26 protein-coding genes and 1 pseudogene are annotated in these 26,269 nt (G+C 66.9%); 10 read left to right on the top strand and 17 right to left on the bottom strand.

The window, feature by feature from the left end:
- Positions 1-148: 148 nt before the first annotated feature.
- The 5 genes from BM031_RS04875 to ompR all read right to left on the bottom strand — a co-directional run bounded on the left by BM031_RS04875 (position 149) and on the right by ompR (position 4,256).
- Positions 149-526 (bottom strand): DUF4124 domain-containing protein, encoded by a 378-nt coding sequence (locus BM031_RS04875; protein ID WP_091871877.1) that lies wholly within the window; start codon positions 524-526, stop codon positions 149-151.
- A 96-nt stretch (positions 527-622) separates the two neighbouring features.
- The gene (locus BM031_RS04870; protein WP_091871876.1) at positions 623-997 is read right to left on the bottom strand and encodes a RidA family protein; all 375 of its coding nucleotides are present in this window, start codon (positions 995-997) and stop codon (positions 623-625) included.
- Positions 998-1,966 (bottom strand): threo-3-hydroxy-L-aspartate ammonia-lyase, encoded by a 969-nt coding sequence (locus BM031_RS04865; RefSeq protein ID WP_091872407.1) that lies wholly within the window; start codon positions 1,964-1,966, stop codon positions 998-1,000.
- A gap of 215 nt (positions 1,967-2,181) precedes the next feature.
- Positions 2,182-3,555, bottom strand: a complete 1,374-nt coding sequence (locus BM031_RS04860) for a sensor histidine kinase family protein (RefSeq protein WP_091871875.1) — start codon at positions 3,553-3,555, stop codon at positions 2,182-2,184.
- Positions 3,555-4,256, bottom strand: coding sequence for an osmolarity response regulator transcription factor OmpR (gene ompR / locus BM031_RS04855; protein ID WP_229408641.1), 702 nt, complete (start codon positions 4,254-4,256; stop codon positions 3,555-3,557). Before ompR ends, BM031_RS04860 begins: the two co-directional genes overlap by 1 nt.
- Before the next feature lie 352 nt (positions 4,257-4,608).
- On the opposite strand from ompR, the gene BM031_RS04850 reads away from it, so the two are divergent.
- Both BM031_RS04850 and BM031_RS04845 read left to right on the top strand, forming a co-directional pair.
- Positions 4,609-4,908: a hypothetical protein gene (locus BM031_RS04850; RefSeq protein WP_091871865.1), complete on the top strand. Its 300-nt coding sequence runs from the start codon at positions 4,609-4,611 to the stop codon at positions 4,906-4,908.
- A 169-nt stretch (positions 4,909-5,077) separates the two neighbouring features.
- Positions 5,078-7,003, top strand: coding sequence for a flagellar assembly protein A (locus tag BM031_RS04845; protein WP_091871863.1), 1,926 nt, complete (start codon positions 5,078-5,080; stop codon positions 7,001-7,003).
- 4 nt (positions 7,004-7,007) lie between these two features.
- Here the strand turns inward: BM031_RS04845 and BM031_RS04840 are convergent, their stop codons facing one another.
- Together BM031_RS04840 and BM031_RS04835 are read right to left on the bottom strand one after the other, a co-directional pair.
- Positions 7,008-7,508 (bottom strand): nuclear transport factor 2 family protein, encoded by a 501-nt coding sequence (locus tag BM031_RS04840; RefSeq protein WP_177207655.1) that lies wholly within the window; start codon positions 7,506-7,508, stop codon positions 7,008-7,010.
- A gap of 273 nt (positions 7,509-7,781) precedes the next feature.
- A complete protein-coding gene (locus tag BM031_RS04835; RefSeq protein ID WP_091871859.1) occupies positions 7,782-8,624 on the bottom strand; it encodes a DUF817 domain-containing protein in 843 nt (280 codons plus the stop codon).
- A 153-nt stretch (positions 8,625-8,777) separates the two neighbouring features.
- On the opposite strand from BM031_RS04835, the gene BM031_RS04830 reads away from it, so the two are divergent.
- Complete coding sequence (locus tag BM031_RS04830; RefSeq protein ID WP_091871857.1) at positions 8,778-9,437, top strand: NUDIX hydrolase; 660 nt, start codon at positions 8,778-8,780, stop codon at positions 9,435-9,437.
- On the opposite strand, the gene BM031_RS24930 is transcribed toward BM031_RS04830, so the two are convergent.
- Positions 9,421-9,672, bottom strand: coding sequence for a hypothetical protein (locus tag BM031_RS24930; RefSeq protein WP_143084510.1), 252 nt, complete (start codon positions 9,670-9,672; stop codon positions 9,421-9,423). The two genes, BM031_RS04830 and BM031_RS24930, sit on opposite strands and share 17 nt — an antisense overlap.
- Before the next feature lie 51 nt (positions 9,673-9,723).
- Between BM031_RS24930 and BM031_RS04825 the strand changes: the two genes are divergently transcribed.
- Entirely contained in the window at positions 9,724-10,185 is a 462-nt protein-coding gene (locus BM031_RS04825; RefSeq protein ID WP_091871855.1) for a chemotaxis protein CheW, read from the top strand.
- A gap of 18 nt (positions 10,186-10,203) precedes the next feature.
- On the opposite strand, the gene BM031_RS04820 is transcribed toward BM031_RS04825, so the two are convergent.
- The 7 genes from BM031_RS04820 to dapC form a co-directional block, all read right to left on the bottom strand.
- Positions 10,204-12,195: an ATP-binding cassette domain-containing protein gene (locus BM031_RS04820; RefSeq protein ID WP_091871853.1), complete on the bottom strand. Its 1,992-nt coding sequence runs from the start codon at positions 12,193-12,195 to the stop codon at positions 10,204-10,206.
- A gap of 54 nt (positions 12,196-12,249) precedes the next feature.
- Positions 12,250-13,140: a 50S ribosomal protein L3 N(5)-glutamine methyltransferase gene (prmB, locus tag BM031_RS04815; RefSeq protein ID WP_091871851.1), complete on the bottom strand. Its 891-nt coding sequence runs from the start codon at positions 13,138-13,140 to the stop codon at positions 12,250-12,252.
- A 34-nt stretch (positions 13,141-13,174) separates the two neighbouring features.
- Positions 13,175-14,320, bottom strand: coding sequence for a succinyl-diaminopimelate desuccinylase (gene dapE, locus BM031_RS04810; protein ID WP_091871849.1), 1,146 nt, complete (start codon positions 14,318-14,320; stop codon positions 13,175-13,177).
- Positions 14,317-14,676 carry an ArsC family reductase gene (locus BM031_RS04805; protein ID WP_091871846.1) on the bottom strand — a complete coding sequence of 120 codons (360 nt, stop codon included), beginning with the start codon at positions 14,674-14,676 and terminating at the stop codon, positions 14,317-14,319. Before BM031_RS04805 ends, dapE begins: the two co-directional genes overlap by 4 nt.
- A 133-nt stretch (positions 14,677-14,809) precedes the next feature.
- Positions 14,810-15,955 (bottom strand): PilT/PilU family type 4a pilus ATPase, encoded by a 1,146-nt coding sequence (locus BM031_RS04800; RefSeq protein WP_091871844.1) that lies wholly within the window; start codon positions 15,953-15,955, stop codon positions 14,810-14,812.
- Between the two features lie 91 nt (positions 15,956-16,046).
- Positions 16,047-16,874: a 2,3,4,5-tetrahydropyridine-2,6-dicarboxylate N-succinyltransferase gene (gene dapD / locus BM031_RS04795; RefSeq protein ID WP_091871842.1), complete on the bottom strand. Its 828-nt coding sequence runs from the start codon at positions 16,872-16,874 to the stop codon at positions 16,047-16,049.
- Positions 16,875-16,903: 29 nt separating this feature from the next.
- Positions 16,904-18,118, bottom strand: a complete 1,215-nt coding sequence (gene dapC, locus BM031_RS04790; RefSeq protein WP_091871840.1) for a succinyldiaminopimelate transaminase — start codon at positions 18,116-18,118, stop codon at positions 16,904-16,906.
- 369 nt (positions 18,119-18,487) lie between these two features.
- Here dapC and BM031_RS04785 point away from each other — a divergent pair, with 369 nt between their 5' ends.
- From BM031_RS04785 to BM031_RS04775, 3 genes are read left to right on the top strand one after another with little or no spacing between them, the layout of a single operon-like run.
- On the top strand, positions 18,488-18,982 hold the full coding sequence (locus BM031_RS04785; RefSeq protein ID WP_091871839.1) for an Hcp family type VI secretion system effector: 495 nt from the start codon (positions 18,488-18,490) through the stop codon (positions 18,980-18,982).
- A gap of 11 nt (positions 18,983-18,993) precedes the next feature.
- Positions 18,994-19,488 (top strand): hypothetical protein, encoded by a 495-nt coding sequence (locus BM031_RS04780; protein ID WP_143084509.1) that lies wholly within the window; start codon positions 18,994-18,996, stop codon positions 19,486-19,488.
- Position 19,489: 1 nt separating this feature from the next.
- Entirely contained in the window at positions 19,490-19,879 is a 390-nt protein-coding gene (locus BM031_RS04775) for a hypothetical protein (protein WP_091871834.1), read from the top strand.
- Between the two features lie 62 nt (positions 19,880-19,941).
- Here the strand turns inward: BM031_RS04775 and BM031_RS04770 are convergent, their stop codons facing one another.
- Entirely contained in the window at positions 19,942-20,988 is a 1,047-nt protein-coding gene (locus BM031_RS04770; protein WP_091871833.1) for an AraC family transcriptional regulator, read from the bottom strand.
- 75 nt (positions 20,989-21,063) lie between these two features.
- Between BM031_RS04770 and BM031_RS04765 the strand changes: the two genes are divergently transcribed.
- The 3 genes from BM031_RS04765 to BM031_RS04755 are packed head-to-tail and all read left to right on the top strand — an operon-like array spanning position 21,064 to position 25,771.
- Positions 21,064-22,659: an FAD-binding oxidoreductase gene (locus BM031_RS04765; RefSeq protein WP_091871832.1), complete on the top strand. Its 1,596-nt coding sequence runs from the start codon at positions 21,064-21,066 to the stop codon at positions 22,657-22,659.
- Positions 22,656-24,224 (top strand): glycerol-3-phosphate dehydrogenase/oxidase, encoded by a 1,569-nt coding sequence (locus BM031_RS04760; RefSeq protein ID WP_091871831.1) that lies wholly within the window; start codon positions 22,656-22,658, stop codon positions 24,222-24,224. Before BM031_RS04765 ends, BM031_RS04760 begins: the two co-directional genes overlap by 4 nt.
- On the top strand, positions 24,209-25,771 hold the full coding sequence (locus BM031_RS04755) for an FGGY-family carbohydrate kinase (protein ID WP_091871829.1): 1,563 nt from the start codon (positions 24,209-24,211) through the stop codon (positions 25,769-25,771). Before BM031_RS04760 ends, BM031_RS04755 begins: the two co-directional genes overlap by 16 nt.
- Before the next feature lie 346 nt (positions 25,772-26,117).
- Here BM031_RS04755 and BM031_RS25860 read toward each other — a convergent pair.
- A pseudogene (locus BM031_RS25860) lies at positions 26,118-26,269 on the bottom strand (transposase); the annotation flags it as partial.

Below are 26,269 nucleotides of genomic sequence, written 5' to 3'. Positions count from 1 at the left end.
AGCGCAGTGCGGGCAAACTTGGATTCCCGCCTGCGCGGGAGCGACGTGCTTGATTACGTAGCCTAAAGACCGTCGCAGGCGCCACTGGCGCCTGCGACTCCCGCGCAGGCGGGATCCTAATTTGACGTTTGCAGAACACCCGTCACGCTCAATCCAGCGTCGCCAGCGTATGCCTCCCCGCCGTCGCATCCCCCAGCAAGAACTGCGCCCTGGCCGCCTTGAGCGTGGCCACGTCGCGCATCATCGGCTTGATGGGTTTCACGCGCGGCAGCACCTGGCGGCGCTGCACGGCGGCCGGCGGCAGGACGGCCTGCTCGACCGCGACCGGCGCCGCCTCCACCCGGGTGAAGCCTTCGTCGGCCGGCATGCTGGCCAGGCGCACGGTGGCAGCGCCGGTGTCGCAGGGCTGGTCGGTCAGGGTGACGCGGCCGGCGCCGTCGACGCACTTGACGATGTCGGACCCGGCCATCGCGGCAGGGGCGGCCAGGGCCGCAAGGAGAATGCTGAGGGAGAGTTGACGCTTCATGGTCGGCTCCTAGATATCGAGCCTCCATTTTCAGTGTCATTTTGATACGCCTCTGTACGCTAGTTCACGCGTGCGGCATATGTGCACAAGAATCACTCAGCCATTCGCGCGTTCTGCCACCAGCTGTACTTCCACCAGGAAACCATAATGCAGCGCCGGCACCGGTACCACCGCACGGGCCGGGCGATGGTCGCCGAACATGCCCGCATACACGGTATTGAAGGCTGGCCAGTGCTCGACACCGGCCAGGTAGGCCGTGCACTGGACGACGTCGTCCAGGCCGCAGCCGGCCGCGCGCAGGACCTGCTCGCACTGCGCGAACACCGAGGCGCACTGCGCGTCGAACGCGTTGTCGGCCAGGTCGCGCGCCGGCAGCACGCCGGACACGTAGACCATGCCGCCGCGCGTGACGACGGCCTGCGAATAATGCCCCGCCGGCGGCGGCAGCCCGGGCGCCTGGACGAATTCCATCTAGGCCGCCGTGACCAGTTCGGCAAAGCGCGACAGGTCGACGTTGCCGCCGCTGATCACGATGCCCACGCGCTTGCCTTTGACATCCACCACGCCATGCAGGGCCGCGGCGGCACCCAGGCAGCCGGTCGGCTCCACCACCATCTTCATGCGCTCGGCAAAGAAGGCCATGGTCTGGGCCAGCTGGGCGTCGGTGACGGTCACGATGTCGTCCACGTGGCGCCGGATCACCTCGAAATTGTGTTCGCCGATATGGGTCACCATGGCGCCGTCGGCGATGGTCTTGGGCACGGCGATGTGGACGATTTCTCCCTTGCGCAGCGACTGCTGGCCGTCGTTGCCCGCTTCCGGCTCGACGCCGATCACCTTGCACGACGGCGACAGCGCCCGTGCCGCCAGCGCGCAGCCGGCCAACAGGCCGCCGCCGCCCAGGCAGACCAGCAGCACATCGAGCTCGCCCACTTCCTCGAACAATTCCTTGGCCGCCGTGCCCTGGCCGGCGATGACGTCCGGGTGGTCGTAGGGCGGGATCAGCGTCATGCCGCGTTCCTGCGACAGGCGCCGGCCGATCGCTTCGCGGTCTTCGGTATAGCGGTCGTAGGTGATCACTTCGCCGCCGTATTCCCTGGTGGCCTTGACCTTCAGGGCCGGGGCGTCGCTGGGCATGATGATGGTCGACTTGATGCCGGCCAGTTTCGCCGACAGCGCGATCGCCTGCGCATGGTTGCCGGACGAGAAAGTGAGCACGCCCGCCGCGCGCTGGGCGCCGTCGAACTTGGCGATGGCGTTGTAGGCGCCGCGGAACTTGAAGGCGCCCATGCGCTGGTAGTTCTCGCACTTGAAGAACAGGGTGCCGCCGGAAAGCGCGTTGGCGGTGCTGGAGGTGAGTACCGGCGTGCGGTGGGCGGCGCCCTGGATGAGGCCGGCGGCCAGTTCGATGTCGCGGTAGGAGAGGGCGGTGTCGGTCATGGTGGGCTCGCGGAAGTCGGAAGCCGACAGTATAGCGAATGGCCCGCGCAACTTCGGGGTCAGGTCTGACATTTGGACACGAGCTCAACGGTATAGGCGCCCCTGGTCTGATTACTTGAGTCTGAGCCCGTACCCCATGCGATGTTAGCTGGGCGCGGCGCGTAAACCAGCAATAGGGCTGAGGCCGTGTCCAAATGTCAGACCTGACCCCGAAGTTAACCGGCCAGGGGCAGGGCCAGTTGGAGCAGGAGGCCGCCGCCTTCGCGGTTGCTCACGGTGAGTTCGGCGTTGTGGCGGGCCAGGACGCGTTCGACGATGGCGAGGCCGAGCCCGGCGCCGTTGGCCTGGCCGCGGGCGCTGTCGAGGCGGGTGAAGGGCTTGAGCAACTGGGCGATCTGGTCGTCGGGCACGCCCACGCCGTGGTCGCAGATCTCGATGACGGCGCGGCGGCCGTGGCCGGTGGCTTTGACGCGCAGGACGATGGCGATCTCGGTGACGTCCTGGCCGGGGGTCTTGCCGTACTTGCGGGCGTTCTCGATGATGTTGTTGACCACGCGCCGCAGGTCGGTGGCGTTGCCCATCACGTGCACGCCCGGCATCAGGTCGACCTGCACGGTGAGGTCGCGGATGCGGCCGGCCTCGCGGCCGAGGTCGGACAGCAGCTCGGACAGGTTCACCGAAATGAAGGTCGAGGCGTCGGTCGGCTTGGCGAAGTCGAGGAACTGGCCGATGATCGCGTCCATCTGGTTGATGTCCGACTGCATGCCTTCGCGCGCATCCTGCGGCAGGTGGGCCATCTCGACCTCGAGCTGCATGCGCGCCAGCGGCGTGCGCAGGTCGTGCGAGATGCCGGCCAGGATCACCGCCCGGTCTTTTTCCACCTGCGCCAGGTCGTCCACCATCTGGTTGAAGCTGCGGTTGGCCTCGATGATCTCCTGCGAGCCCTTTTCGGGCAGCGGCACCGGCTTCTCGCCCTTGGCGATGGCGCGCGCGGCGGCGGTCAGGCGTGCCAGCGGCAGGTTCACCAGCGACGAGATCAGCGCCGCTCCGAGCAGCGACAGCAGGCCCACCAGCGTGGCCCAGCCGAGCCATTGCACGCGGGTCAGGCCGGCGATGCGTTCGCGCTCGAGCATCAGCCAGTATTCGTCTTCATCGATGTTGAAGCTGATGTAGAAGCCCGGCACGCCGTTCACGCCGCGCGAGAAGCGGGTCTGCTTGCCGAGGCGCTCGCGCACCATGGCCGCGATCTCCGGCATCAAGGGGTTGCTGGGCGGCGGTTCGACGATGTCGGTATCGTTGACGGCCTGAATGCGGATGCCTTCGTTCGACACCAGCTCGAGCAGCAGCTCGGTACGCAGGTGGGGCGCGGAGTGGGTGAGCGCGGCCTTGGTGATGGTGACCACCGAGTTCACCAGTTCGGCCGTCTTCTGCACCTCGGCGCCGCGCTGGAACACGCTGATCATGCCGATCCACGAGCCCATCGAGGCCGCGGTGAGGGCGGACATCAGCAGGAAGGTGCGCCAGAACAGGCCACTGCGGTACCAGGCGAAGCGCGCCACGCGCCGCGCGTTCGAGAAGGGGGCGAACACTAGCGCGGCTGTCCTTCAGGGATGAACACGTAGCCCAGGCCCCACACGGTCTGGATGTACAGCGGGCTCGATGGATCCGGTTCGATGAGCTTGCGCAGGCGCGAGATCTGCACGTCGAGCGAGCGGTCGAAGACCTCGTATTCGCGGCCCCGCGCCAGTTCCATCAGCTTCTCGCGCGACAGCGGCTGGCGCGCGTGGCGTGCGAACACCTTCAGCACCGAGAATTCGCCGGTGGTCAGCGGCACGGTGTCGCCGTTCTTCTTGAGCGTGCGGGTGCCCAGGTCGAGCACGAAGTCGCCGAACTCGAAGGTCTGCGGGGTTTCGCTTGGCGCGCCCGGGATTTCGTCCGGGCCCTTGCGGCGCAGGACCGCACCGATGCGGGCCACCAGCTCGCGCGGGTTGAAGGGCTTGGGCAGGTAGTCGTCGGCGCCCATCTCGAGGCCAACGATGCGGTCGACGTCCTCGCCTTTGGCGGTGAGCATGATGATCGGGGTCTGGTCGCCTGCGCCGCGCAGGCGGCGGCAGATCGACAGGCCGTCTTCGCCCGGCAGCATCAGGTCGAGCACCAGCAGGTCGTAGCGCTCGCGCAGCCACAGCTTGTTCATGGCCGGCGCGCTTTCCGCGGTCACCACCTGGAAACCCTGTTCGGTGAGGTAGCGGCGCAGCAGGTCGCGCAGGCGCACGTCGTCGTCCACGACCATGATCTTGGCGCTGTGGCCGCCCGTGGCCCCGGCGGTCGCGGTAGGTCCGTTGTTGTTCGTCGATGGATTCATTTGGATTCCAGAATTGTCAGAAGCATGTCGCTATGGTAACGTCTTATCGCTTGAGCAACCTGTTCTATTGGCTCAGCCATTACATTGTGTTACAAACTTTACCCATTCAGGCTTACACCTCAGACGGTATGCACATAAACTGGCTGCAAGTGAAAAACACAGCTTATCTGTTTATATGGCATCGCGGAAGAGGGACACTATGAACGACGTGCATATCAAAAACCAGGCAGTCACTGGCGAGCGTGTAGCCCGCCTTGTTCGGCATGGCGTCGTTGCGTGCGTGCTCGCCTGCAGCGCCGCCGGTGCCATCGCCGGTGGCCAGGATCGTACGCCGCGCAGGGACGACCTGCAGCAGCAGCGCTACGAGCCCCGTGCCCAGGACCAGCGCTTCGACCAGCGCGCCTATGACGACGCGCGCCGCCAGGAACAGGCCATGCGCGAGCAGCAGCGCGCCGAGCAGTCCATGCGCGAGCAGGACAGCCGCCGCGGGGCGCGCATGACCCCCGACGAGCGCCGCGAACTCAAGCGCCAGATCAACGAGGCCAACGTCGACCTGTACCCGAACGCACGGCGCCGCTGAGCGGCCCGGCCGGTCCTGTCCAAACGGCGCCTACGGGCGCCGTTTGCATGTGCGGCGCCGGCATGCCCCCACGAGCGGGTTTCTCGTAAGTAATTTTGTTGCCTTATGTTTATTTGCGTATCGCAACATGCTATCTTAGCGTTCACAATCCAGCCCAAGTGAGCGTGCCTTGTCCAACCCCGTAGCATCCACCGCACCCGAATCGTTCGCGGCGCCCGCAGTGCGCCCGCTCGCGTCCGGCATTCCCGCCGGCCCCGAGGCCTGCATCGCGCTGCAGCCGGACGGCGTCTATGGCGACGTCGCCGCACTCGGCGCGGTGCTGCTCGCGGCGGTCGACAGCATCCTGCTCAAGAACCAGTATTTCGTCGGCCTGGACTACGCGGTGCTGGTCAAGGCGCTATTCGGCCATGGCCCCGAACTGCCGCGCAATGCGCGCGGCGAGACCGTGGTGCGGCTGGCGGACGATATCCAGGCCTTCGACCCGGCGCGCCGCGCACTGTATCGCGCCGCGAAGATCGCCGATGGCCAGGCCGAATACTATTTCGAGCCGGTCTTCATGCCCGACGCCGAAGGCGTCGAGCAGCCGACCCGGCTCGACCTGGACGAATTCATCGCCGACATGTGGATGAAGGGCATCCGCTTCGGCATCGACATCGCCGTCGTGCGGGAGGCCATCGCCACCAATGCGGCCGGGCGCTTCACGGTGGCGCGCCGGCAGCCGCCCAAGCCGGGCGAAGACGCGCACGTGGTCGAGGTGTCGAACGAACTGCACCGCAGCGACGCCCCGCGCCAGCTCGCCAACGGCAAGCTGGACCTGATGAGCTTCCAGAACCGCTTCCCGCAGGTCCAGCGCGGCACGCGCCTGCTGCGCAAGATGCCGCGCGTGCAGGGCGAGCCGGGCTTCGAGCTGTCCGGCATCGCGCTGGCGCCCGAGATGCCGCTTGATCTCGACCTGGCCGGCTGGAGCGGCCCGGGCACCACCATCGACCGCATCGCCGAGGGCGAGTTCGTGGTGGCGCTGCAGGACGGCTTCCTGAACGTGGAGCCGGGCAGCACCAAGCTGGCGGTGGGCGACAAGATCGTCAGCCATGACGGCGTCAGCGCCCGCACCACCGGCAACCTGCACCTCGAAGGCGACTACGAAGAGTTCGGCGAAGTCCAGGAAAACCGCGTGGTCGAAGGCGAGAGCATCACGGTGCACGCCGACGTGTTCGGCCACGTCACCTCGCGTGGCGGCGTGGTGTGCCTGAACCGCAACCTGATCGGCGGCAGCGCGCGCAACGCCGATGGCCCGATCCGGGTGCTGGGCGTGGCGTCCGGCGCCACCATCCAGAGCGAGAACGGCGAGGTGCACCTGCAGCGCGCCGAGAACTGCACGATCTCGGGCGCCAGCGTGACGGTGCTGGAGGCGCTCAATTGCGACATCATCGCCGACGTGGTGGAACTGGGCCAGGCCGAAGGCTGCGCCATCGCCGCCAAGCGCATCGCGATCGAGCGCGCCGCCCCGCGCGGGCACAGCGAGATGCGGGTGTTCGTACTGCGACCGGACTGCACGCGCATCGATGCGGCCATGGTCTTGATCCGCGAGCGGGTCGGCCAGTTCGGCGAACTGGCGCTGCAGCGGCGCGCGGCGATGGGCGCGGTGGCGGCCCAGCCGGACGTGGCCAGCTACGTGAAACTGGCCGGGCGCGTGCGCAAGGGAGAACTGGTGCTCACGCCCGAGCAGCAGCCGATGTTCAAGAAGCTGGCGGCGGGCGTGGCCCCGGCGCTCAAGCAGCTGTCCACGCTGACGCAGGAGATCAAGGACATCGAAGCCGAGCAGCAGGCCGGCGCGGCCCTGCTGGCCCGGCTGGAAACCCAGCGCGCGGAGCACAGCGGCGCAGTCAGCGTCGCGATCGCGCAGGTGGCCGGCGACATCACGGTGCGCGCGCTGAACATCGAGCCCGACACCGCGGCCGCCGAGCGCGGCGCCGTCTACAACCAGCAGGCGCGCGAGATCAAGGCGCGGCTGCGCGACGCCAGCGGCGCCGAGCTGCTGTTCGCGGGCAGCAGCGGCAGCTTCAGCTGGAGCACCTCGGAAGCCACCGCGGCCTAGGCCGTCAATCGCACTGGCAGCTGTCCTGGGGCGAGCGGATCATGGTGCCCTGGTGGAAGGTATTCTTCCAGCCGTCCGGCTGGCGCACCCAGATCCGCGCATAGCGCACGCGCGTCACGCGCGCCTGGGGGCTCGCCTGCGCCGTGCGCAGTATGCCGGTGACCAGGGCCGCGCCGTCGTCCAGCATTTGTACTTCGGTCGATTCGAGCTCGTAGGTGCGGATGCGGAATTCGTCGCGTTCGAGCGTCGTCAGCAGCTCGGTCTTGCTGCGCACCCTGCCGCGCGCCTCCACATGGTAGTACTGGCGGTCCATCAGGTTGCGCAGCAAGGGGATGTCGCGCCGCACGATGGCATTGGCGCGCTGTCGCTCGAGCGAGGCGATCAGGGCCTGCAGCTCGACTTCGCCGGCGGCCACGGCGCGCTCGCTCTGGGCCCGCGCGGCGGGGCTGGCGGCCGGCAGCAGCAGCGCTGCCAGGCACAGGGTAAGACCGATCAGCGGCTTCATGACGATTCCTTCGTCAAAACAGGCACGGGCGTGCCGCATGGCCAGATCATAGCAGGCGTGCGCCTCACGCAATAGCGCGGCCGTGGCGGCCCGGCGCCCTGGCCGCCGGCCGCTAGCCGGCCGGACCAGCGGGGCAGGGGCCGTCGTAGCCGTGGATGCGCGCGGCCGCGTCGGGGTCGAAGATCGAGCGCCACAGCTCGACCCCGGAGTAGGCATACAGCTTGGTACCGGGGCCGGGCTGCGGGCGGTTCGGGCTTGTTGCACGGCGCCGCGCTAGGCCCGCGCAACGTGGATCTTTTCCTTGATGTGCTTGAGGTTGGCGACGATGGTGAAGGTCATGATCACCAGCAGCGACCACGAGCTCCACTTGCTCACGTGGACGACCGACCAGGCGCCCAGCTGGTTCGGGTAGCGCCACACGCCCCAGAAGGTGCCGATGTTCTCGGCCAGCCAGATGAAGAAGCCGATCAGCACGAAGGCCAGCAGCAGGGGCATCTTGCGGTCTCGGTCGAGCGGGCGGAACACCACCGTGGTGCGCGAGTACAGGCCGAGCGCGCAGGCCGCCAGGTACCAGCGGTAGTCGCCGATGTAGTGGTGGGTGAAGAAGTTCAGGTAGATCAGGATCGCGATGGTCCAGGCCATCCAGTGCGGCGGATGGTGGCGGATGCGCAGGTCGAACAGGCGCCAGGCCTGCACGATGTAGCTGCCAATGGCCGCGTACATGAAGCCCGAGAACAGCGGCACGCCGACCACCTTGGTGTACGCAAAATCCGGATAGCTCCACGACTGGATGGTGCCCGACACCTTGAACGCTTCGAGCACGAAGCCGATCGCGTGGAACAGGCAGATCGCCTTGAGTTCGTCCATCGTCTCCAGCCCGGAGCGCACCATCCACAGCTGGATGGCCAGGGCCACCAGCAGCAGCACGTCGTAGCGCGGCACGCCGAACACGCCGGCGCGGGGAGTGAGCATCATGGCGGCGAAGAACAGGCCGACGAACAGGCAGGCGCGCGCATTCTTGAAGCCGAAATACAGGAATTCGGCGCCGCCGCGGCGCCAGCCGCCGAGCTGGCGCGGGCGGGTATCGAGCAGGACGTTGTCGAGCGCAAGCGTCATGGGCGCGGAGCCGAGCTGTTTTTTCATTATTCTTCGAAAGGCAGGGAGGTCAGCCGATGTTGTCACAGAAGGAGGCGCGAATCAATGGCAGGGCCGGGCAGTGATGCGGCCGCGTAACGAAAGATTGTCAAATCGATGCTGTAGAATGCCCGCATGACACTCATGCACCCGAAACGCAGGGAAGACGGCAGCCCGGAGCCGATCCACCACCCCAGCCTGCCTTCCCCGCTGGCCGCCTGGCTCGACCCTGCGCAGCATGCCACGGTCCTCCCGGAAGGCCCGGTCCCGGCTGGCCTGAACGGCATCCCGTTCACCCCCTGGCAGGACGCGCCGCACAGCGACGCCGGCTGGGCCAACGTGGCAGGCCAGGACGGCGACGGCTTCACCGAGCCGGCCTTCGTTCCGGCGCCCGGCAAGCGGGTGGCGGCGGGTGTGGTGATCGAGGAAGCCGATGGCCGGGTCTGGGTCGTGCATCCCACCAATGGGTTCGGCGGCTACCCGGCCACCTTCCCGAAAGGCACGCAGGACAGCGGCGTGCCGATGCGCGCCACCGCCATCCGCGAAGCCTTCGAGGAATGCGGGCTGCAGGTGGTACTGACCGGCTTCCTCGCCGACGTCGACCGCAGCCGCAGCAAGACCCGCTACTATCTGGGCCGCCGCGTCGGCGGCTGTCCCGCGCAGATGTGCTGGGAAAGCCAGGCCGTATCGCTGGTGCCGCGCGCGCAGCTGGCCGCGGCGCTGGCCAACCAGAACGACGCGGCCCTGGTGGCGTTGCTGCAGGCCGCGCCGGGGTCGCTCAGAAGTCCGCGCTGACCGAGACCCACAGGCGGCGCCCGTCCATGTTGTTCACGTACACGCTGCTCCAGGTCGGCGTGGCCGCGGCCCGCGCCTGGCAGGAACGGCGGCGGCCGAGTCGATGCACGACCAGGCCAGGGAACTGGCGCGCCCGGTCGAGGTATCCCGCGTCGCCTGACGTTTCCTGAGGAAAGCGGGGCAATGCTGGTGCAGCACGCCCCGGCAAGGTGCTGTAGTTGACTGCAGTCAACATTCTTTCTGGGCAAGCCCTTAGCATAGGCCTTGCCCCATGAAAGGACACGCCATGCACCAGCAGACCCTCGCCGCACCCCAGCAGTTCCTTGCCTTCACCCTGGGCGGGCTCGAGTACGGAGTCGACTACGCCGCCGTCCAGGAGCTGAAGGTATTCAGTGCGCTCGAGCGCTTTTCCAGCGATGGCGAGATCATCGGCGGCGTAGCGCTCTCGCACGGGGTGATCATGCCGGTGGTGGACTTGCGGGCCGCCTTCGCGGCGGCGTTTTGCGCGCCCGCGCCCGACACCGACGTGATCATCGTGCGCGTTCCGGCCGGGCTGGTGGGGGTGGTGGTGGAGCGGGTGACGGGCGTGTTGCGGCTGTATCCGGAGCAGGTGGTGCCGCTGCCGGGCGCACAGCCCAAGGCCGATTACCTGATCGGGCTCGGCCTGGCCAAGGGCCGGCGCCTGATCCTGATCGACATCGACCGCCTGATGTCGGTGGCGCCCGCCGCGCCACGCCAGGTGGCCTGAGGCGGGCGGCCAGGCCGCTTAGGCCGCCAGTCCCTCGAGCTGCTCCTGCAGCTCGAGCCATTCCACTTCCAGCTGCTCCAGGTCGCGCGTGACGAAGGCCTGGTCGGCCACCAGGGTCTTCAGGCGGTCCTTCTTGTCCGCCTCGTACACGGCCGGGTCGAGCAATTCGGCGTCGATCCCGGCTTTCTTCGCCTGCAGCTTGGCCATTTGCTCGTCGACGCGCTTGATGCGGTTCTCGATTGGCTTACGCAGCGCGGCCAGGCGCTGGCGCTCGCCGGCATCCATGCGCTTTTGTTCCTTGCGCTCGCCGCCACCCGCCACCGCGGCCGGGGCCTTGGCCGCCACCGGCGCCGGGGCCGCGGCCACCGGCGACGGCAGGTTCACGGCGCCCTTGCCCAGCTTGGTCTTGAACAGCCAGTCCTTGTAGTCGTCCAGGTCGCCGTCGAAGGGTTGCAGCTTGCCGTCGGCGACGATGATGAATTCTTCGGTGGTCGCGCGCAGCAGGTGGCGATCGTGGGACACCAGCACCACGGTGCCTTCGAACTGCGCCAGCGCCAGGGTCAGGGCTTCGCGGGTTTCGAGGTCGAGGTGGTTGGTCGGTTCATCGAGCAGCAGCAGGTTTGGACGCTGCCAGACGATCAGGGCCAGCGCCAGGCGCGCCTTCTCGCCGCCGGAGAACGGTGCGATCGCGCTGGTTACCATATCGCCCGGGAAGTTGAAGCTGCCGAGGAAGTTGCGCAGTTCCTGCTCGCGCACGGTCGGTGCGATTTTCGCCAGGTGCCACAGGGGCGACTCGTCGTGGCGCAGCATTTCCACCTGGTGCTGGGCGAAGTAGCCGATGGACAGGCCCTTGCCCAGGGTGGCGATGCCCTCCACCGGCGCCAGTTCGCCGGCGATGGTCTTGATGAGCGTCGACTTGCCGGCCCCGTTCACACCCAGCAGGCCAATGCGCTGACCGATCTGCAGCGAGAAGTTGATGTGCTTGACGATGGTCTTGGCGCCGACCTTGTCGCCATGTTCGTCCAGCAGCGGATAGCCGGCGTCGACGCCGTCGAGCACCAGCAGCGGATTCGGCGCGGCCAGCGGGTCGCGGAACTCGAACGAGAACTCGGCGGCCGCGCGCAGCGGCGCCAGCTCTTCCATCTTGGCCAGCGCCTTCATGCGGCTCTGGGCCTGGCGCGCCTTGGTGGCCTGCGCCTTGAAGCGGTTGATGAACGATTCCAGGTGGGCACGCGTGCGTTGCTGCTTTTCCATGGCGCTGGCGGCCAGCACCAGGGCGGCGGCGCGCTGGCGCTCGAAGGACGAATAATTGCCCGAATAGCGCTTGAGCTTGCGCTCGTCGATGTGCACGATCACGTTGGTGATCTCATCGAGGAAGTCGCGATCGTGGGAAATGATGACCAGGGTACCCGGATAGCGCTTGAGCCAGTCTTCCAGCCAGATGATCGCGTCCAGGTCCAGGTGGTTGGTCGGCTCATCGAGCAGTAATAAATCGGAGGGACACATCAGCGCCTGCGCCAGGTTCAGGCGCATGCGCCAGCCGCCCGAGAAGCTGGCCACCGGCTGCTGCATCTGGTCGAGCGAGAAGCCCAGGCCCAGCAGCAGCTGTTCGCCGCGCGACTGCACCGTGTAGGCGTCGGCGTCGAGCAGGGCGCCGTGCACCTCGCCCAGCGCCATCCCGTGTTCGTCCATGTCCTCGTGCGCTTCGAGGCGCTCGAGTTCGGCCTGCAGGCGGCGCAGGGTCACGTCGCCGTCGATCGCGTATTCCAGCGCCGGACGGTCGAGCGCCGGGGTCTCCTGGGCCACGTAGGCCATGCGCCATTTGGTGGGGAAGTCGATCGACCCCTGGTCGGCGTGCAGCTCGCCCCGCAGCATGGCGAACAGGCTCGATTTGCCGGCGCCGTTGGCGCCGATCAGGCCGATCTTGTCGCCCGGGTTGAGGGACAGGTCGGCGTTCACGAGCAGCGGCTTGGTGCCGCGCATCAGGCTGACGTTCTGGAAACGGATCATTGCGGGATTTTCGTTGTGACCCGGGTGGACGGCATGGCCGTCCGCCCCGGCGGGTTACTTGGCTTGCAGCTGTTCTGCAGTAAGGAGGAACACGGCATCGTCGCCCGCGCTGGTGGTGAGCCAGGTCAGGCCCAGGTGGCCGAACGCGGCTTCGGCGTATTCCGCTTCATTGCCGATCTCGACCACCAGGATGCCTTCCGGCGTGAGGCGTTCGGCGGCGCCGGCGACGATCTTGCGCACCAGGTCCATGCCGTCTTCGCCGCCGGCCAGCGCGATGTGCGGCTCGCGCTGGTATTCCGGCGGCAGCTTGCCCATCGAGGCGCTGTTGACGTAGGGCGGGTTGGTGACGATCAGGTCATACTTCTTGAACGGCACGTTGGTGTACAGGTCCGAGGCGATCGGATTCACCCGGCCCTCGAGCTTGTACTCGCGGATGTTGTGCTCGGCCACGGCCAGCGCATCGGTGGAGATGTCCACCGCGTCCACCACGGCGTTCGGGAAGGCGTCCGCCATCATGATGGCCAGGCAGCCGCTGCCGGTGCACAGCTCCAGCACGTTCTCGACCCCGTCCGCATCCTGCACCCAGGGGCTGAAGAATTGCGGGATCAGTTCGGCGATGAAGGAACGCGGAACCAGCACGCGCTCGTCCACGTAGAAGTGGTAGCTGCCCAGCCACGCCTGCCTGGTGATATAGGCGGCCGGCACGCGCTCGGACACGCGGCGCTCGATCACCGACAGCACCTGCAGCACTTCGTCCTGCAGCAGTTTCGCATCCAGGAAAGGGTCGAGCCGGTCCAGCGGGAGCTTCAAGGTGTGCAGGATCAGGTAGGCCGCTTCGTCGAAGGCCTCGGCGCTGCCATGGCCAAAGAACAATTTGGCGCCATTGAAACGGGTGATGGCATAGCGCAGCAGGTCGCGCGGCGTGCTGAAGTTAGTATTGGTCATGGCTTCGCTCCTGGTGTGGTCCGGTTCTGTTGTTCTACTGTTCATGCGGCGCCAGCAGCTGTTCCAGCGTGCGGCGGTAGATATTCTTGAGGGGGTCGATATAGCGCAGCTCGATGTGCTCATCGATCTTGTGGATGCTGGCGTTCGGAGGCCCGAATTCTATCACTTGCGGGCAGATGCGGGCGATGAAGCGGCCATCCGAGGTCCCGCCGGTGGTCGACAGCTCGGTCTGCACGCCCAGTTCGTCCTGGATCGCCGCGCCCAGCGCGTCCGACAACACGCCTTTCGGCGTCAGGAAGGGCAGGCCGGAGAGCGTCCACTGCAGCGCGTAGTCCAGCCCGTGGCGGTCGAGGATGGCGTGCACCCGCGCGTCCAGGCCGTCGGCGGTGCTGGCGGTGGAAAAGCGGAAGTTGAAGTCCAGGCTCAGGTGGCCGGGAATGACGTTGTTGGCCCCGGTGCCGGCCTGGATGTTCGACACCTGCCAGCTGGTGGGGGCGTAGTATTCGTTGCCTTCGTCCCAGACTTCCGCGGCCAGCTCGGCCAGTGCGGGCGCGGCCTGGTGGATCGGGTTGCGCGCCAGCTGCGGGTAGGCGATGTGGCCCTGCACGCCCTTGACCACCAGGTGGCCCGACAGCGAGCCGCGGCGGCCGTTCTTGATGGTGTCGCCCAGCACGTGGTTCGAGGTGGGCTCGCCCACCAGGCAGTAGTCGAGGGTTTCGCCGCGCTCTTCCAGGCGTTCGCACACGACGACCGTACCATCGGTGGCCGGGCCTTCCTCGTCGCTGGTGATGAGGAAGGCGATCGAACCCTTGTGCCCGGGGTGGGCGGCGATGAATTCTTCGCAGGCCACCACCATGGCCGCGATCGAGGCTTTCATGTCCGAGGCGCCGCGGCCATACAGCTTGCCGTCGCGCCGGGTCGGCACAAAGGGATGCGATGCCCACTGGTGCTCGGGGCCGGGCGGGACCACGTCGGTGTGGCCGGCGAACACGAACACGGGCGAGGTGGTGCCCTTGCGTGCCCACAGGTTGGTGACGCCGTTCGATTCGATGGTCTCGCAGGCAAAGCCCAGCGGTGCGAGCAGGCTAATGAGCGTTTGCTGACAGCCCTTGTCCTGCGGCGTGACGGAATCGAGCGCGATCAGCTCTTCAAGGAGGAGCTGGGTGCGGGACGGTTTCATGCAGCTGCCTTGAACTTGGTGTCGTACATGTCGGCCGAGAAGCCGACCGAGACCGGGCCCACGCCGGCCAGCACCGGGCGCTTGATGACGGACGGGTTCTCCAGCATCAGTTCCAGTGCGCCGGCCTTGTCGGTGATTTGTGCCTTGCGTTCGTCGGGGAGGTTGCGCCAGGTGGTGCCCTTGCGGTTGACCAGGGTTTCCCAGTCGAGCTGCTCGAGCCAGCCGGCGACCAGTTCGCGCGTCAATCCCTGATTCTTGAAATCATGGAAGGCGAAGTCGTGGCCGTTGTCCGCCAGCCAGGTGCGGGCTTTCTTGACGGTGTCGCAGTTGGGAATGCCGTACAGGGTAATGGTCATGGGCGTAGCTCGCTGCGCCCGCGCGAATGCGCAGGCCGATGGTAATTTTGGAAAGGCGGCAAGAATAGCACAGCCAGGCCCCTGCGAGGATTCTACACAGGGGCGGCTGGGGACAGCGGACGGCTGGTACGGCTCAGTTATTCAGCGTGAATTCGGTGAACGAGGCCCCAGGGGGCTCATTGCCTGGTTTTTGCTGCTCTTCCGGCTGCGCCTGGCTGTCCGGCCCATTGTTGAGCAGCCACAGCAGGTTGGTGGCCGAATCGGCATTGGCCAGCGCTTCTTCCTGGGTCACCAGGCCATCCTTCACCAGTTTCAGCAGCGCGGTCTCGAAGGATTGCGAACCCGGCGACAGGCTCTTGTCCATCGCGTCCTTGATCTGGCCGATCTCGCCTTTTTCGATCAGGTCGGCGACGTAGCGGGTGTTGAGCATGACTTCCACCGCCGCCTGGCGCTGGCCGCCGGCGGCCGACTTGATGAGGCGCTGCGAGACGATCGCCTTCACCGCCGACGATAGATCCTGCAGCAGGGCGGCGCGGTTTTCGATCGGGTAGAAGCTGATGATGCGGTTCAGCGCGTTGTAGCTGTTATTGGCGTGCAGCGTGGCCAGCACCAGGTGGCCCGATTGGGCATAGGCCAGGGCGGCGGCCATGGTTTCCTTGTCGCGGATCTCGCCGATCAGGATGCAGTCCGGCGCCTGCCGCATCGAGTTGCGCAGGGCGGTACCGAAGCTGGTGGCGTCGCTGCCGATCTCGCGCTGGTTGACGATCGATTTCTTGTTCTTGAACAGGTATTCGATCGGGTCTTCCAGGGTGAGGATATGGCCGCTGCGCTGGTCGTTGCGGTGGTCGAGCATCGAGGCGATGGTGGTCGACTTGCCGGAACCGGTGGCGCCGACGATCAGCAGCAGGCCGCGCTTTTCCATGATCAGCTCGGACAGCACCGGCGGCAGGCCCAGTTCGCCGATCGGCGGGATATTCGCCGGCACGAATCGGAACACCGCCGAGATCGTGCCGCGCTGGCGGAAGGCCGACAGGCGGAAACGGCCCAGGTTGGGCACCGAGACGCCCATGTTGAGCTCATTCTCGCGTTCCAGTTCCGTCATCTGCTCGGGCGAGGCGATTTCGGAGAGGAGCGAGATGATGTTGTCGGGTTCGAGGCGATGCTGGTTGATCGGGATGAGGTTCCCGTTGATCTTGATGTGTACCGGCGAGTTCACGGCGAAGAACATGTCGGAAGCGTTCTTCTCTTTCATCAGCTGGAACAGGCGGTCCATGGCCATCGTCGTCTCCCGTTACTCTTGATATGTGGTGAAGCCGGTTGGACGCGCGGTCGGCGGAGCCGACCACCCTACGTCGTGTCCGGCTATGGCATCAATCGCCGCGCAGCAAGTCGTTGATCGCGGTCTTCGAACGCGTCTGCGCATCGACGCGCTTGACGATCACGGCGCAATACAGGCTGTACTTGCCGTCGGCGGAGGGCAGGCTGCCCGACACCACCACCGAGCCGCTCGGCACGCGGCCGTAGCTCACTTCACCGGTTTCGCGGTTGTAGATCTTGGTCGACTGGCCGATGTACACGCCCATCGAGATCACCGAGTTCTCTTCGACGATCACGCCTTCGACGATTTCCGAGCGCGCGCCGATGAAGCAGTTGTCTTCGATGATGGTCGGGTTGGCTTGCATCGGTTCCAGCACGCCGCCGATGCCGACGCCGCCGGACAGGTGGACGTTCTTGCCGATCTGGGCGCAGGAGCCGACGGTGGCCCAGGTGTCGACCATCGCGCCTTCGTCGACGTAGGCGCCGATGTTGACGTAGGACGGCATCAGGACCACGTTCTTGCCGATGAAGCTGCCGCGGCGGGCGACCGCCGGCGGCACCACGCGGAAGCCGCCTTTGGCGAAATCTTCCGGCGTGTAGTCGGCGAACTTGGTCGGCACCTTGTCATAAAATTGCATGCCATCGCCACCCGACACCGGCACGTTGTTCTCGAGGCGGAACGACAGCAGCACGGCTTTCTTGATCCACTGGTTGACGACCCAGCTGCCGCTATCCTTTTGCGCCACGCGCAAGGTGCCGGCGTCGAGGCCTGCGAGCACGTGGGCGACCGCGTCGCGCACTTCGGCGCTGGCATTGGACGGGCTGATTTCCGCGCGCTGTTCCCACGCGGTGTCGATGATGTTCTGGAGTTGTTGGGTCATGGTGTTTTTCAGTTGGGGGGATTCGGAATTCAGGCGAGGCCCTTGCAGAACTCGACGATGCGGTTGGCCGCTTCGAGTCCTTCATCGACGCCGGCGACCAGCGCCATGCGGATGCGATTGCTGCCCGGGTTGAGCCCGTGCGCTTCGCGCGCCAGGTAGCTGCCCGGGAGGACCGTCACATTATATTCGGCGTACAGGCGGCGTGCGAACTCGGTGTCCGACAAGCCGCTGCGGCGCACGTCGGCCCACAGGTAGAAGCCGGCGTCGGGCAGCTCGACATCCATCACCTGGCGCAGCAGCGGGGTGATGAGCTGGAACTTCTCGCGGTAGAGCGCGCGGTTGTCCTGCACGTGGTGCTCGTCGCTCCAGGCCGCGATCGAGGCCGCCTGCACCGGCGGCGACATGGCGCCGCCGCAGTAGGTGCGGTAGAGCAGGAATTTCTTGAGCAGGCGCGGGTCGCCTGCCACGAAGCCCGAGCGCATGCCGGGCACGTTGGAGCGCTTGGACAGGCTGGAGAACACGATCAGGTTGGCATACGGATGCTCGCCGCGGCTCCTGCCCAGCTGGTGCGCCGCTTCCAGCGCGCCCAGCGGGGGCGTGGCGCCGAAATAGATCTCGGAATAGCACTCATCGGCCGCGATCACGAAACCATGGCGGTCGGACAATTCGAACAGGCGCTGCCAGTCTTCCTGTGTGAGCACGGCGCCGGTCGGGTTGCCCGGCGAGCAGACGTAGAGCAGCTGCACGCGCGCCCATACTTCGTCCGGCACGCTGTCGTAGCCGGGAGCGAAATTGCGGCCCGGCTCGGAATTGACGTAGTACGGCGTGGCGCCGGTGAGGTAGGCCGCGCCCTCGTAGATCTGGTAGAAGGGGTTGGGGCTCATCACCAGCGCGCCGGGTTGGGAGCCGTCGACGATGCAGTGGGCGATGGCGAACAGCGCTTCGCGCGAGCCGTTCACCGGCAGCACCATGGTGGCCGGGTCGACCGCCGGGATGCCGTAGCGCCGCTCCAGCCACCCCGCGATGGCGCTGCGCAGCGCTTCGCCGCCGTGGGTGGTGGGGTAGACCGACAGCCCCGCCATTGCATGCGTCAAAGCTTTCTCGATGAAGGCGGGCGTCGGGTGCTTCGGTTCGCCGATGCCCAGGCTGATCGGGCTGAATGCGGCATTCGGGACCACGCCGCTGAACAGCTGGCGCAGCTGTTCGAAGGGGTAGGGATGGAGTTGCTCGAGATGTGGATTCACGTCGGTTACCGGTCTGGGCGTCTTCGATATTCCGACAATTATAGTCCTTGCGTCAAGAAGCGATGGACGGCTGCTCAGGTTGTGGCATTGCCCTTTCCAAGGTTCATAGCCCCGGTCGATCTTTCGCCGGGTGGCTTTTCGTCCAGGCCCTACAAGCACCAGTTGTTGTGCCGCGATCGGGAGCAGTGACCGAGCTCGTCCTAATCCTCCAAAGGCGGAGTCATCAGTCGATTCCGGGCGGCATCACACCGGTCGGAACTTGTTCAATGCTTGTGAGCTATCACCGTCTTCAATTGCGCGCCCCCAATCGGTCACGAAACGTCCTGGCGAAGAATGGCCGGATGCAGTTAACCAAATGGAGAAGTGGACATGGCAATCGACGTATACCTGCAAATCGACGGCATCAAGGGCGAGTCGGCGGACTCCAAGCACCAGGGATGGATCGAGGTGGACTCGGCCCAATGGGGCGTCGTGCAGCCGACGATAGCTCCGGGTTCGGCCACCGGCGGGCGCACTACGGGACGCAGCGAATACCATACGCTGTCAATCGTCAAGCATGTCGATCTCGCGTCGCCTGCACTGATGCAGACCTGCTCGTCTGGAAAAACCATCGCGAAGGCGAAAATGGAATTCATGCGGGCTGATGGCGATGGCAATCGGGTCAAGTATTACGAGCTCGAATTGGAGAATGTATTGATCGCCAACATGGAGCAGATGGTGACCGAGGGGAGCATCCTTAGTGATCGCATCGGCCTGCAGTTCGCCAAAGTGAAATGGAAGTATGCGCGGCAGAAGATCGGCGGCGGCATGGGTGGCAACACGGCAGGCGGCTGGGACCTGTCTTGCAACAAGTCGTGCGCATGACGGGGCGGATCATGACTGATCAAAAGGACGATCCGCTCCGACCTACGCAGGACAAGCGGGGCTTCTATATGTTGCCGCAGGCGCCGATGGAAGCCGGTTACTACAGCTACGGCAAGATGGACGGGAAGCCCGATAGAGGCGGATATCAATACGCTCATCCGATCATGATGACGGCCATCCTACGGGTCGGTATCGAGTGGCAGGCGATCGATAAGCGCCGCTTTGGTGTCGGTAATATAAGCCGGGCAGACAGGTTCGATGACGATGAACACAAGACTCACCTGGAAGGACTCGAGGTCGATGTTCGGGCGCTCAGAAAGGATGGGTTGCATCTGCCGGTAAGGTGGGGCGACAAGGAGTATGACCAAGAGGCCACTGCAAAGCTGATCGGGTTATTTCACACCTTCGCCCCAGTCATGGTCGTCTACTTCAATGATCCAAAAGTACCGTTCGTGAAGCCTCTTATAGGCCACAACGACCACTTTCACGTAGGCCTGCGAGGATGATATGAGAAAAACTATAGCAGCTGTTCTTGCTGCATTGGGCGTTGTCTCGCTGGCGGTTGCGGCCGATACGTTGGGCACGTGGCAGTCGCTTCAGGATGGCCGCTACAAGATTTTTTCCGGCGACACTGTCGCTTATGGTGAGGCACCCACAGCCAAGGATCGGAAATTAGCTATCGTCGTCAAAGGGCTAGGAGCAAAGGAAATATTCGATTCGATTGGTCCTGACGCTCGCGAAACATGTAGTTCCGAGAAGGGCGACCGAGAGCGAAACAAGGGAGCCGTCCAGTGCATGTACACCGCCAAGGCAGCCAACGATCCAGGCAAGGGTTACAGGTGCTGGATCGGAGTCGACCTGATGAATGGGCAGGGCATACCTACTGTGTCGTGCTGAGCATTTGCCGTATGAATTTCAGACGGGACAAGAACACCGCTCACTGAACGGTAATTGCCCTTCTATCCCCCGCACTCACGCTCACGCCATGCGCCGGGATTGACGCCGGACCATTCGCGAAACGCATGCGTGAACGCGCTCTGTTCCTGGTAGCCCAGCAGGAAGGCGATGTCGACCAGTCCCAGGTCGCGCTGGCGCAGGTAGTCGCGCGCCAGCTCGTAGCGCACGCCGTCGAGCACTTGCTGGAAACTGGCGCCGGCGTCGGCCAGCTTGCGCTGCAGGGTGCGCGCCGACATCCCGAGCTCCTGCGCCACCGAGGGCAGCCGGGCCTGGCAGCGCGCGAGCTGCCGGACCACGGCCGCGCGCACCTGCACCAGGATGCTGCCGCCTTCGGCGCCGCGTTCGCCCAGCAGGCGCTCGGCGTGCTGGCGCAGCACCGGGTACAGGCTGGGGTCGGCGTTGGGCACGGGCGCGGCCAGCAGCGCGGCGTCGAAGCGCGCCACGTTGGCGCTGGCGCCGAACCGCGGCAGCATGCCGAGCACCCGCACATATTCGTCGGCCGGCGCATCGCTGTGGTGGCACAAGGCGATCTGGCGCGAGCCGAGCGGCTGGCCGGCCAGCCAGCTGCCGAACACGCGGATGCCCGCGAACACGCTCTCGACCAGGTGGCGCGAGGCGGCCGGATAGTGGCTGGTCCAGCCGTACAGCGCGTCCGCTCCCTCCAGCGTGAGATGCGAGCGGCCCAGGTCATGGGCAAGCTGCTCGTAGCGCTGGGTCTGTTCCAGCGCCTGGCCGAAGTCGCGGCAGGCCATCAGCACCAGGCCATACACCGAGAAGGTGGCGGGGCGCACCCGCTCGCCCACGTGCAGGCCGAAATGCAGGTCGCCGGTGAGCCTGGCGCCGGCGTCGAGCAGGGCGATGTAGTCGCGCGCGGCCAGCGATTCGGGAAGCGGCCACAGGGCCGCGGGCGCCAGGCCCACGGCCTGCGCCAGCTGCGCCGCATCGACGCCGCGGGCGCGGGCGGCCTCGATCAGCGGTTGCAGGTAGGCGCCGGTCACCCGGCCGCGATCCGGCGCGGCGGATGGCGCAATGGAACAAGACGGTGTCATGAAAGCGCAATACCGGGAGAGGATAGTTCCTTACTGTGGCGTCAATGGCAAGGATCAGTATAAGGGGAAACGGCGATGCGGCGATGGAATGGCTGGGGGGACGATTCGGTCGAGCTGGAGCTGGGCGTGGAGGCGCGCAGCTTCCTGGCGCAGCAGCTGGGGCAGGGCACGGCGCTGCTCGATGTCCGCTTCGACGCGGCTTGCGCGCTGCTGCCGCCGGGACGCCTGCCGCAGCACCCGCTGGTCGACGCCAGTGCGCAGGCGCGCCTGCTGCATGCGTTCGGCCAGAGCCTGCCCGACTGGCTGCGCCTGCGCTACGGCCGCATCAACGCCGCGCCCGACGGCGTCGCCTACCCGGAAGGCGCGGAGCAGGTGCGCGCGCTGCTGGCCTACGCCAAGGGCTGTGGCGCCGACGTGATTCCCTACGGCGGCGGCACCAGCGTGGCCGGCCATGTGGGCGTGGCCGATGCGGCGCGCCCGGTGCTCACCATCGACATGCGCCGCATGCGCGCGCTGGTCTCGCTCGACCACGAAGCCCGGCTGGCCAGTTTCGAGGCCGGCGTGGCCGGGCCCGACCTGGAAGCGCAACTGCGCGCGCACGGCTACACGCTCGGCCACTTCCCGCAGTCCTTCGAATACTCCACGCTGGGCGGCTGGGTGGTCACGCGCTCGTCCGGCCAGCAGTCGCTGCGCTACGGGCGCATCGAGGGGCTGTTCGCCGGCGGCCGGGTCGAGACGCCAGCGGGCACGCTCGACATCCCCACCTTTCCGGCGTCCGCCGCCGGCGTCGACCTGCGCGAGATGGTGCTCGGCTCCGAAGGGCGCCTGGGCATCGTCACCCACGCCACGGTGCGCGTCAGCCGCCTGCCCCAGCATGAGGCCTTCCACGCGGTGTTCTTCCCCAGCTGGGAGCGCGCGCTGGAGGCGGTGCGCGAACTGGCGCAGGCGCGGCTGCCGCTGTCGATGCTGCGGCTGTCCAACCCGGTCGAGACCACCACCATGCTGGCATTGGCGGGGCACGCGCGGCTGGTGCGCCTGCTGGAAGGCTGGCTGCAATTGCGTGGCTGCGCCGACGGCAAGTGCATGCTGATGGTGGGCGTGAGCGGCGCCAAATCACAGGCCGGGCCGGCCCTGCGCGCCGCGCTCAGGCTGGCGCGGGCCCATGGCGGCGTGCATGTCGGGCGCGCGCTGGGCGAGCGCTGGCGCCGCAACCGCTTCCGCAGCGTCTACCTGCGCAATGCGGCCTGGGCGCAAGGCTACGCGATCGACACCGTGGAAACCGCGCTCGACTGGCCGCGCGTGACCCAGGCGATGGAGGGCATCGAGCGCGCCGCCGCCGGCGCGCTGCAGTCCTGGGGCGAGCGGGTGCATGCCTATACCCACCTGTCGCACCTGTACCCGCAGGGCGCGAGCGTGTACTCGACCTTCGTGTTTCGCCTGGCGGGCGACTTCGAAACCGACCTGGCGCGCTGGCGCCAGCTGAAGGACCGCGTGTCCGAGGCCATCGTCGCTGCAGGCGGCACCATCAGCCACCAGCACGGCGTGGGCGTGGACCATGCGCGCTGGCTGGGGATTGAAAAGGGTGAGCTGGGATTGGGCGTCATGGCTGCGCTGTTCCGCCATTTCGATCCCGAAGGCCGCATGAACCCGGGCAAGCTGGTGGCGCGATGATGGACGCCGACTGGGACTTGCTGGTGATCGGCGGCGGCATCACCGGCGCCGGCATCTTGCTGGAAGCGGCGCGGCGCGGGCTCAGGGCCTTGCTGGTGGAGCAGCGCGATTTCGCCTGGGGGACGTCGAGCCGCTCGTCGAAACTGGTGCACGGCGGCCTGCGCTACCTGGCCGAAGGCCGCCTGCGCCTGACCCGGGAGTCGGTGCGCGAACGCGAAGCGCTGCTGCGCGATGCACCCGGCCTGGTGGAGCCGCAGGGCTTCGCCTTCGCCGACTACGGCGCCAGCCGGCGCAAGCGGCGCAGCTTCCTGGCGGGCCTGGCGATCTACGACCTGATGGCCGGACGGCGCGCGCCGCACTGGGTGTCTGGCGAGGAGTTCCAGATGCTGGCGCCGAACGTCGCGCGCGCCGGACTGGTTGGCGGGATCCGCTACCTGGACGCCAAGACCGACGACGCGCGCCTGGTGCTGCGCGTGCTGGACGAGGCGCGCAGCCACGGCGCCGCGGCGCGCAACTACGTGGCGGTGGAATCGCTGCAGCGTAGCGGAGGCCGGGTGACCGGCGCACTGCTGCGCGATGCGCGCAATGGCCGCGCGCAGCTGGTCTCGGCGCGGGTCGTGGTGAACGCCACCGGCGCCTGGGCCTGCGGCATCGCCGGGCAGGGCGGGGCGCCGCGCCTGCGCCCGCTGCGCGGCAGCCACCTGGTGCTGCCGGCCTGGCGCCTGCCGCTGGCGCAGGCGGTCAGCCTGATGCACCCGGCCGACGGACGGCCGGTATTTGCCTTCCCGTGGGAGGGCGTCACGCTGGTGGGCACCACCGACGTCGACCATGGCGAGGGCCTGGCGCTGGAAGCGAAGGTCACGCGCGCGGAAGTGGACTACCTGATGGCGGCGCTGCGCGCCCAGTTCCCGCAGCTCGATCTGCAGGATGGCGACGTGCTGGCTACCTATGCCGGGGTGCGCCCGGTACTGGCCGGCGGTACCGGGGGCGCGCCGTCGAAGGAGACGCGTGAACACATCGTCTGGGACGAGCCCGGGCTGGTGGCCGTCACCGGCGGAAAACTCACCACCTTCCGCGCGATCGCACTCGATACGCTGGCCCACGTCGCGCGCCAGCTGCCCGGCTGGCGCGCCGACCTGGCGCCGCAGCCGGTATTTGCGCGCCACGGCCTGCCGCAAGGCCCGCGCGGCGTGTCCACCACCGTCCTGGCGCGCCTGGGCGGGCGCCATGGCCGGCACGCGCAGGCGCTGGTCGACGCCGCGCGCGACGGCGAACTGGAGACCATTCCCGGCACCCTCACGCCCTGGGCCGAGCTGCGCTGGGCCGCGCGCGCCGAGGCCGTGCACCGGCTCGACGACCTGCTGCTGCGCCGCACCCGCCTGGGCATCCAGCAGCGCGGCGGCGGCGCCGCGCTGCTGCCGCGCATCCGCGCCATCTGCCAGCCGGAGCTGTGCTGGAGCGATGCGCGCTGGGAGACCGAACAGGCTTCCTATCTGGCGCTGTGGCAGGCACACTACGGCATGCCAATCGACCACGCGCGAGCTACCGCATGCATGACCCGCTGATCCTCGCCATCGACAACGGCACGCAAAGCGTGCGCGCGCTGCTGTTCGACCTGAAGGGCGAGATTGTCGCCAAGGCGCAGGTGGCGCTGCTGGACTACACCAGCGCCCATCCCGGCTGGGCCGAGCACGCGCCGGAGGGCTTCTGGCAGGCGCTGTGCGAAGCCTGCCACACGCTGTGGACGCAGCCCGGCGCCGACCGTACCCGCATCGCCGGCGTGGCCGTGACGACCCAGCGCGGCACCGTCATCAACGTCGACGGCGAAGGCAAGCCGCTGCGCCCGGCCATCACCTGGCTCGACCAGCGCCGCACCGAGGTGGTGCCGCCCATCGGCCCGCTGTGGCGCGCGGCGTTCCGGCTGGCGCGGGTCTCCAACACCATCGACTACTTCCGCGGCGAAGCCGAGATCAACTGGATCCGGGCCCACCAGCCGGAGGTCTGGCAGGCCACCCACAAGTTCCTGCTGCTGTCGGGCTACCTGAACTACCGCCTGTGCGGGCGCTACGCCGATTCGTCCGGCTCGCAGGTGGCCTACGTGCCGTTCGACTACCGGCGTCGCAAGTGGGCCGGCCGGCGCGACTGGAAATGGCAGGCGCTGGCGGTGGAGCCGCGCATGCTGCCCGAGCTGTGCGAGCCGGGCACCCGCCTGGGCACGATCAGCGCCCAGGCCGCGCAGGACACCGGCATCCCGCAAGGCCTGCCGCTGCTGGCCGCCGCCGCAGACAAAGCCTGCGAAGTGATCGGCGCCGGCTGCAGCGCGCCCCACGTCGGCTGCCTGAGCTACGGCACCACCGCCACCATCAACACCACCGACACTCGCTATATCGAAGTGACCCCGTTCGTGCCGCCGTATCCGGCCGCGATCCCCGGCGCCTACAGCACCGAGGTGCAGGTCTTCCGCGGCTACTGGATGGTCAACTGGTTCAAGGAGCAGTTCGGCCACCACGAACAGTCGCGCGCTCTGCTGGAAGACGTGGCGCCGGAGCGCCTGTTCGACGAGCTGGCCAATGCCGTGCCGCCCGGTTCGATGGGCCTGATGCTGCAGCCTTACTGGACGCCCGGCATCCGGGTGCCGGGGCGCGAAGCCAAGGGAGCCATTATCGGCTTCGGCGACGTGCACACGCGCGCCCACGTGTACCGCGCGATCCTGGAGGGGCTGGCGTATGCGCTGAGGGAAGGCAAGGAACGGATCGAACGGCGCGGCGGCACCCGGATCACCGAGCTGCGCGTGTCCGGGGGCGGCTCGCAAAGCGACGCGGCGATGCAGCTGACGGCCGATATCTTCGGGCTGCCGGTGTCGCGGCCGCATGTGTATGAGACTTCGGGGCTGGGGGCGGCGATCGATGCGGCGGTGGGCTTGGGCTTGTATCCGGATTTCGCGGAGGCGATTGGGGCGATGACGCGGGTGGGGAGGGTGTTCGCGCCGATCTCGGCGAACCATGCGGTGTACGAGCAGCTGTACCGCGAGGTGTATCTGAAGATGTACCGGCAGTTGCAGCCGATGTATCGCGATATTGCGCGGATTACGGGGTATCCGCAGAAGGTTTAGGGCAGCTCATCTCAACCCCATTGTTATCCGTAAGACCGTCGTACGCGCCACTGGCGCCTACGACTCCCGGCGCAGGCCGGGACCCGATTTTTGTGTGCACACCACGACATTCAAGCGCTCGTGGCTGCGCTACGAACTTAGGTTCCGGCCTTCGCCCACTGCTGTCCGGAATAATTCTGTTGACCTCTTCATCAGAATAGGCACCCCTGATTTTTGGCGTGCGTCTGCCATTCTCGTCGCCTTCGGACAGCAGCGGCTTCCGCGTCAGGACGTTGGAAAAGGGTGGCGCTGATCAGGCAGAGAAAGTCCCACAGCGAGTTGGTGGCTTGCCTTGAATGGTGCAGCAGAGCCACGAGCAAGTAAGTGATCAGGGCAGTCAGGATCTGGATTCTGACTGCATTTTCCGAGCGGCCCAGGAACGACTTGATCTTCAAATGCTGTTTGATCCACTTAAAGAACAGTTCGATGCCCCAGCGTTCCTTATAGCGCTGGGCGATT

The organism is Massilia yuzhufengensis (assembly GCF_900112225.1).
GTDB lineage: Bacteria > Pseudomonadota > Gammaproteobacteria > Burkholderiales > Burkholderiaceae_D > Telluria > Telluria yuzhufengensis.
The sequence above is the reverse complement of the archived record's forward strand: the minus strand, read 5'-3'. Positions and strand labels throughout refer to the sequence as shown.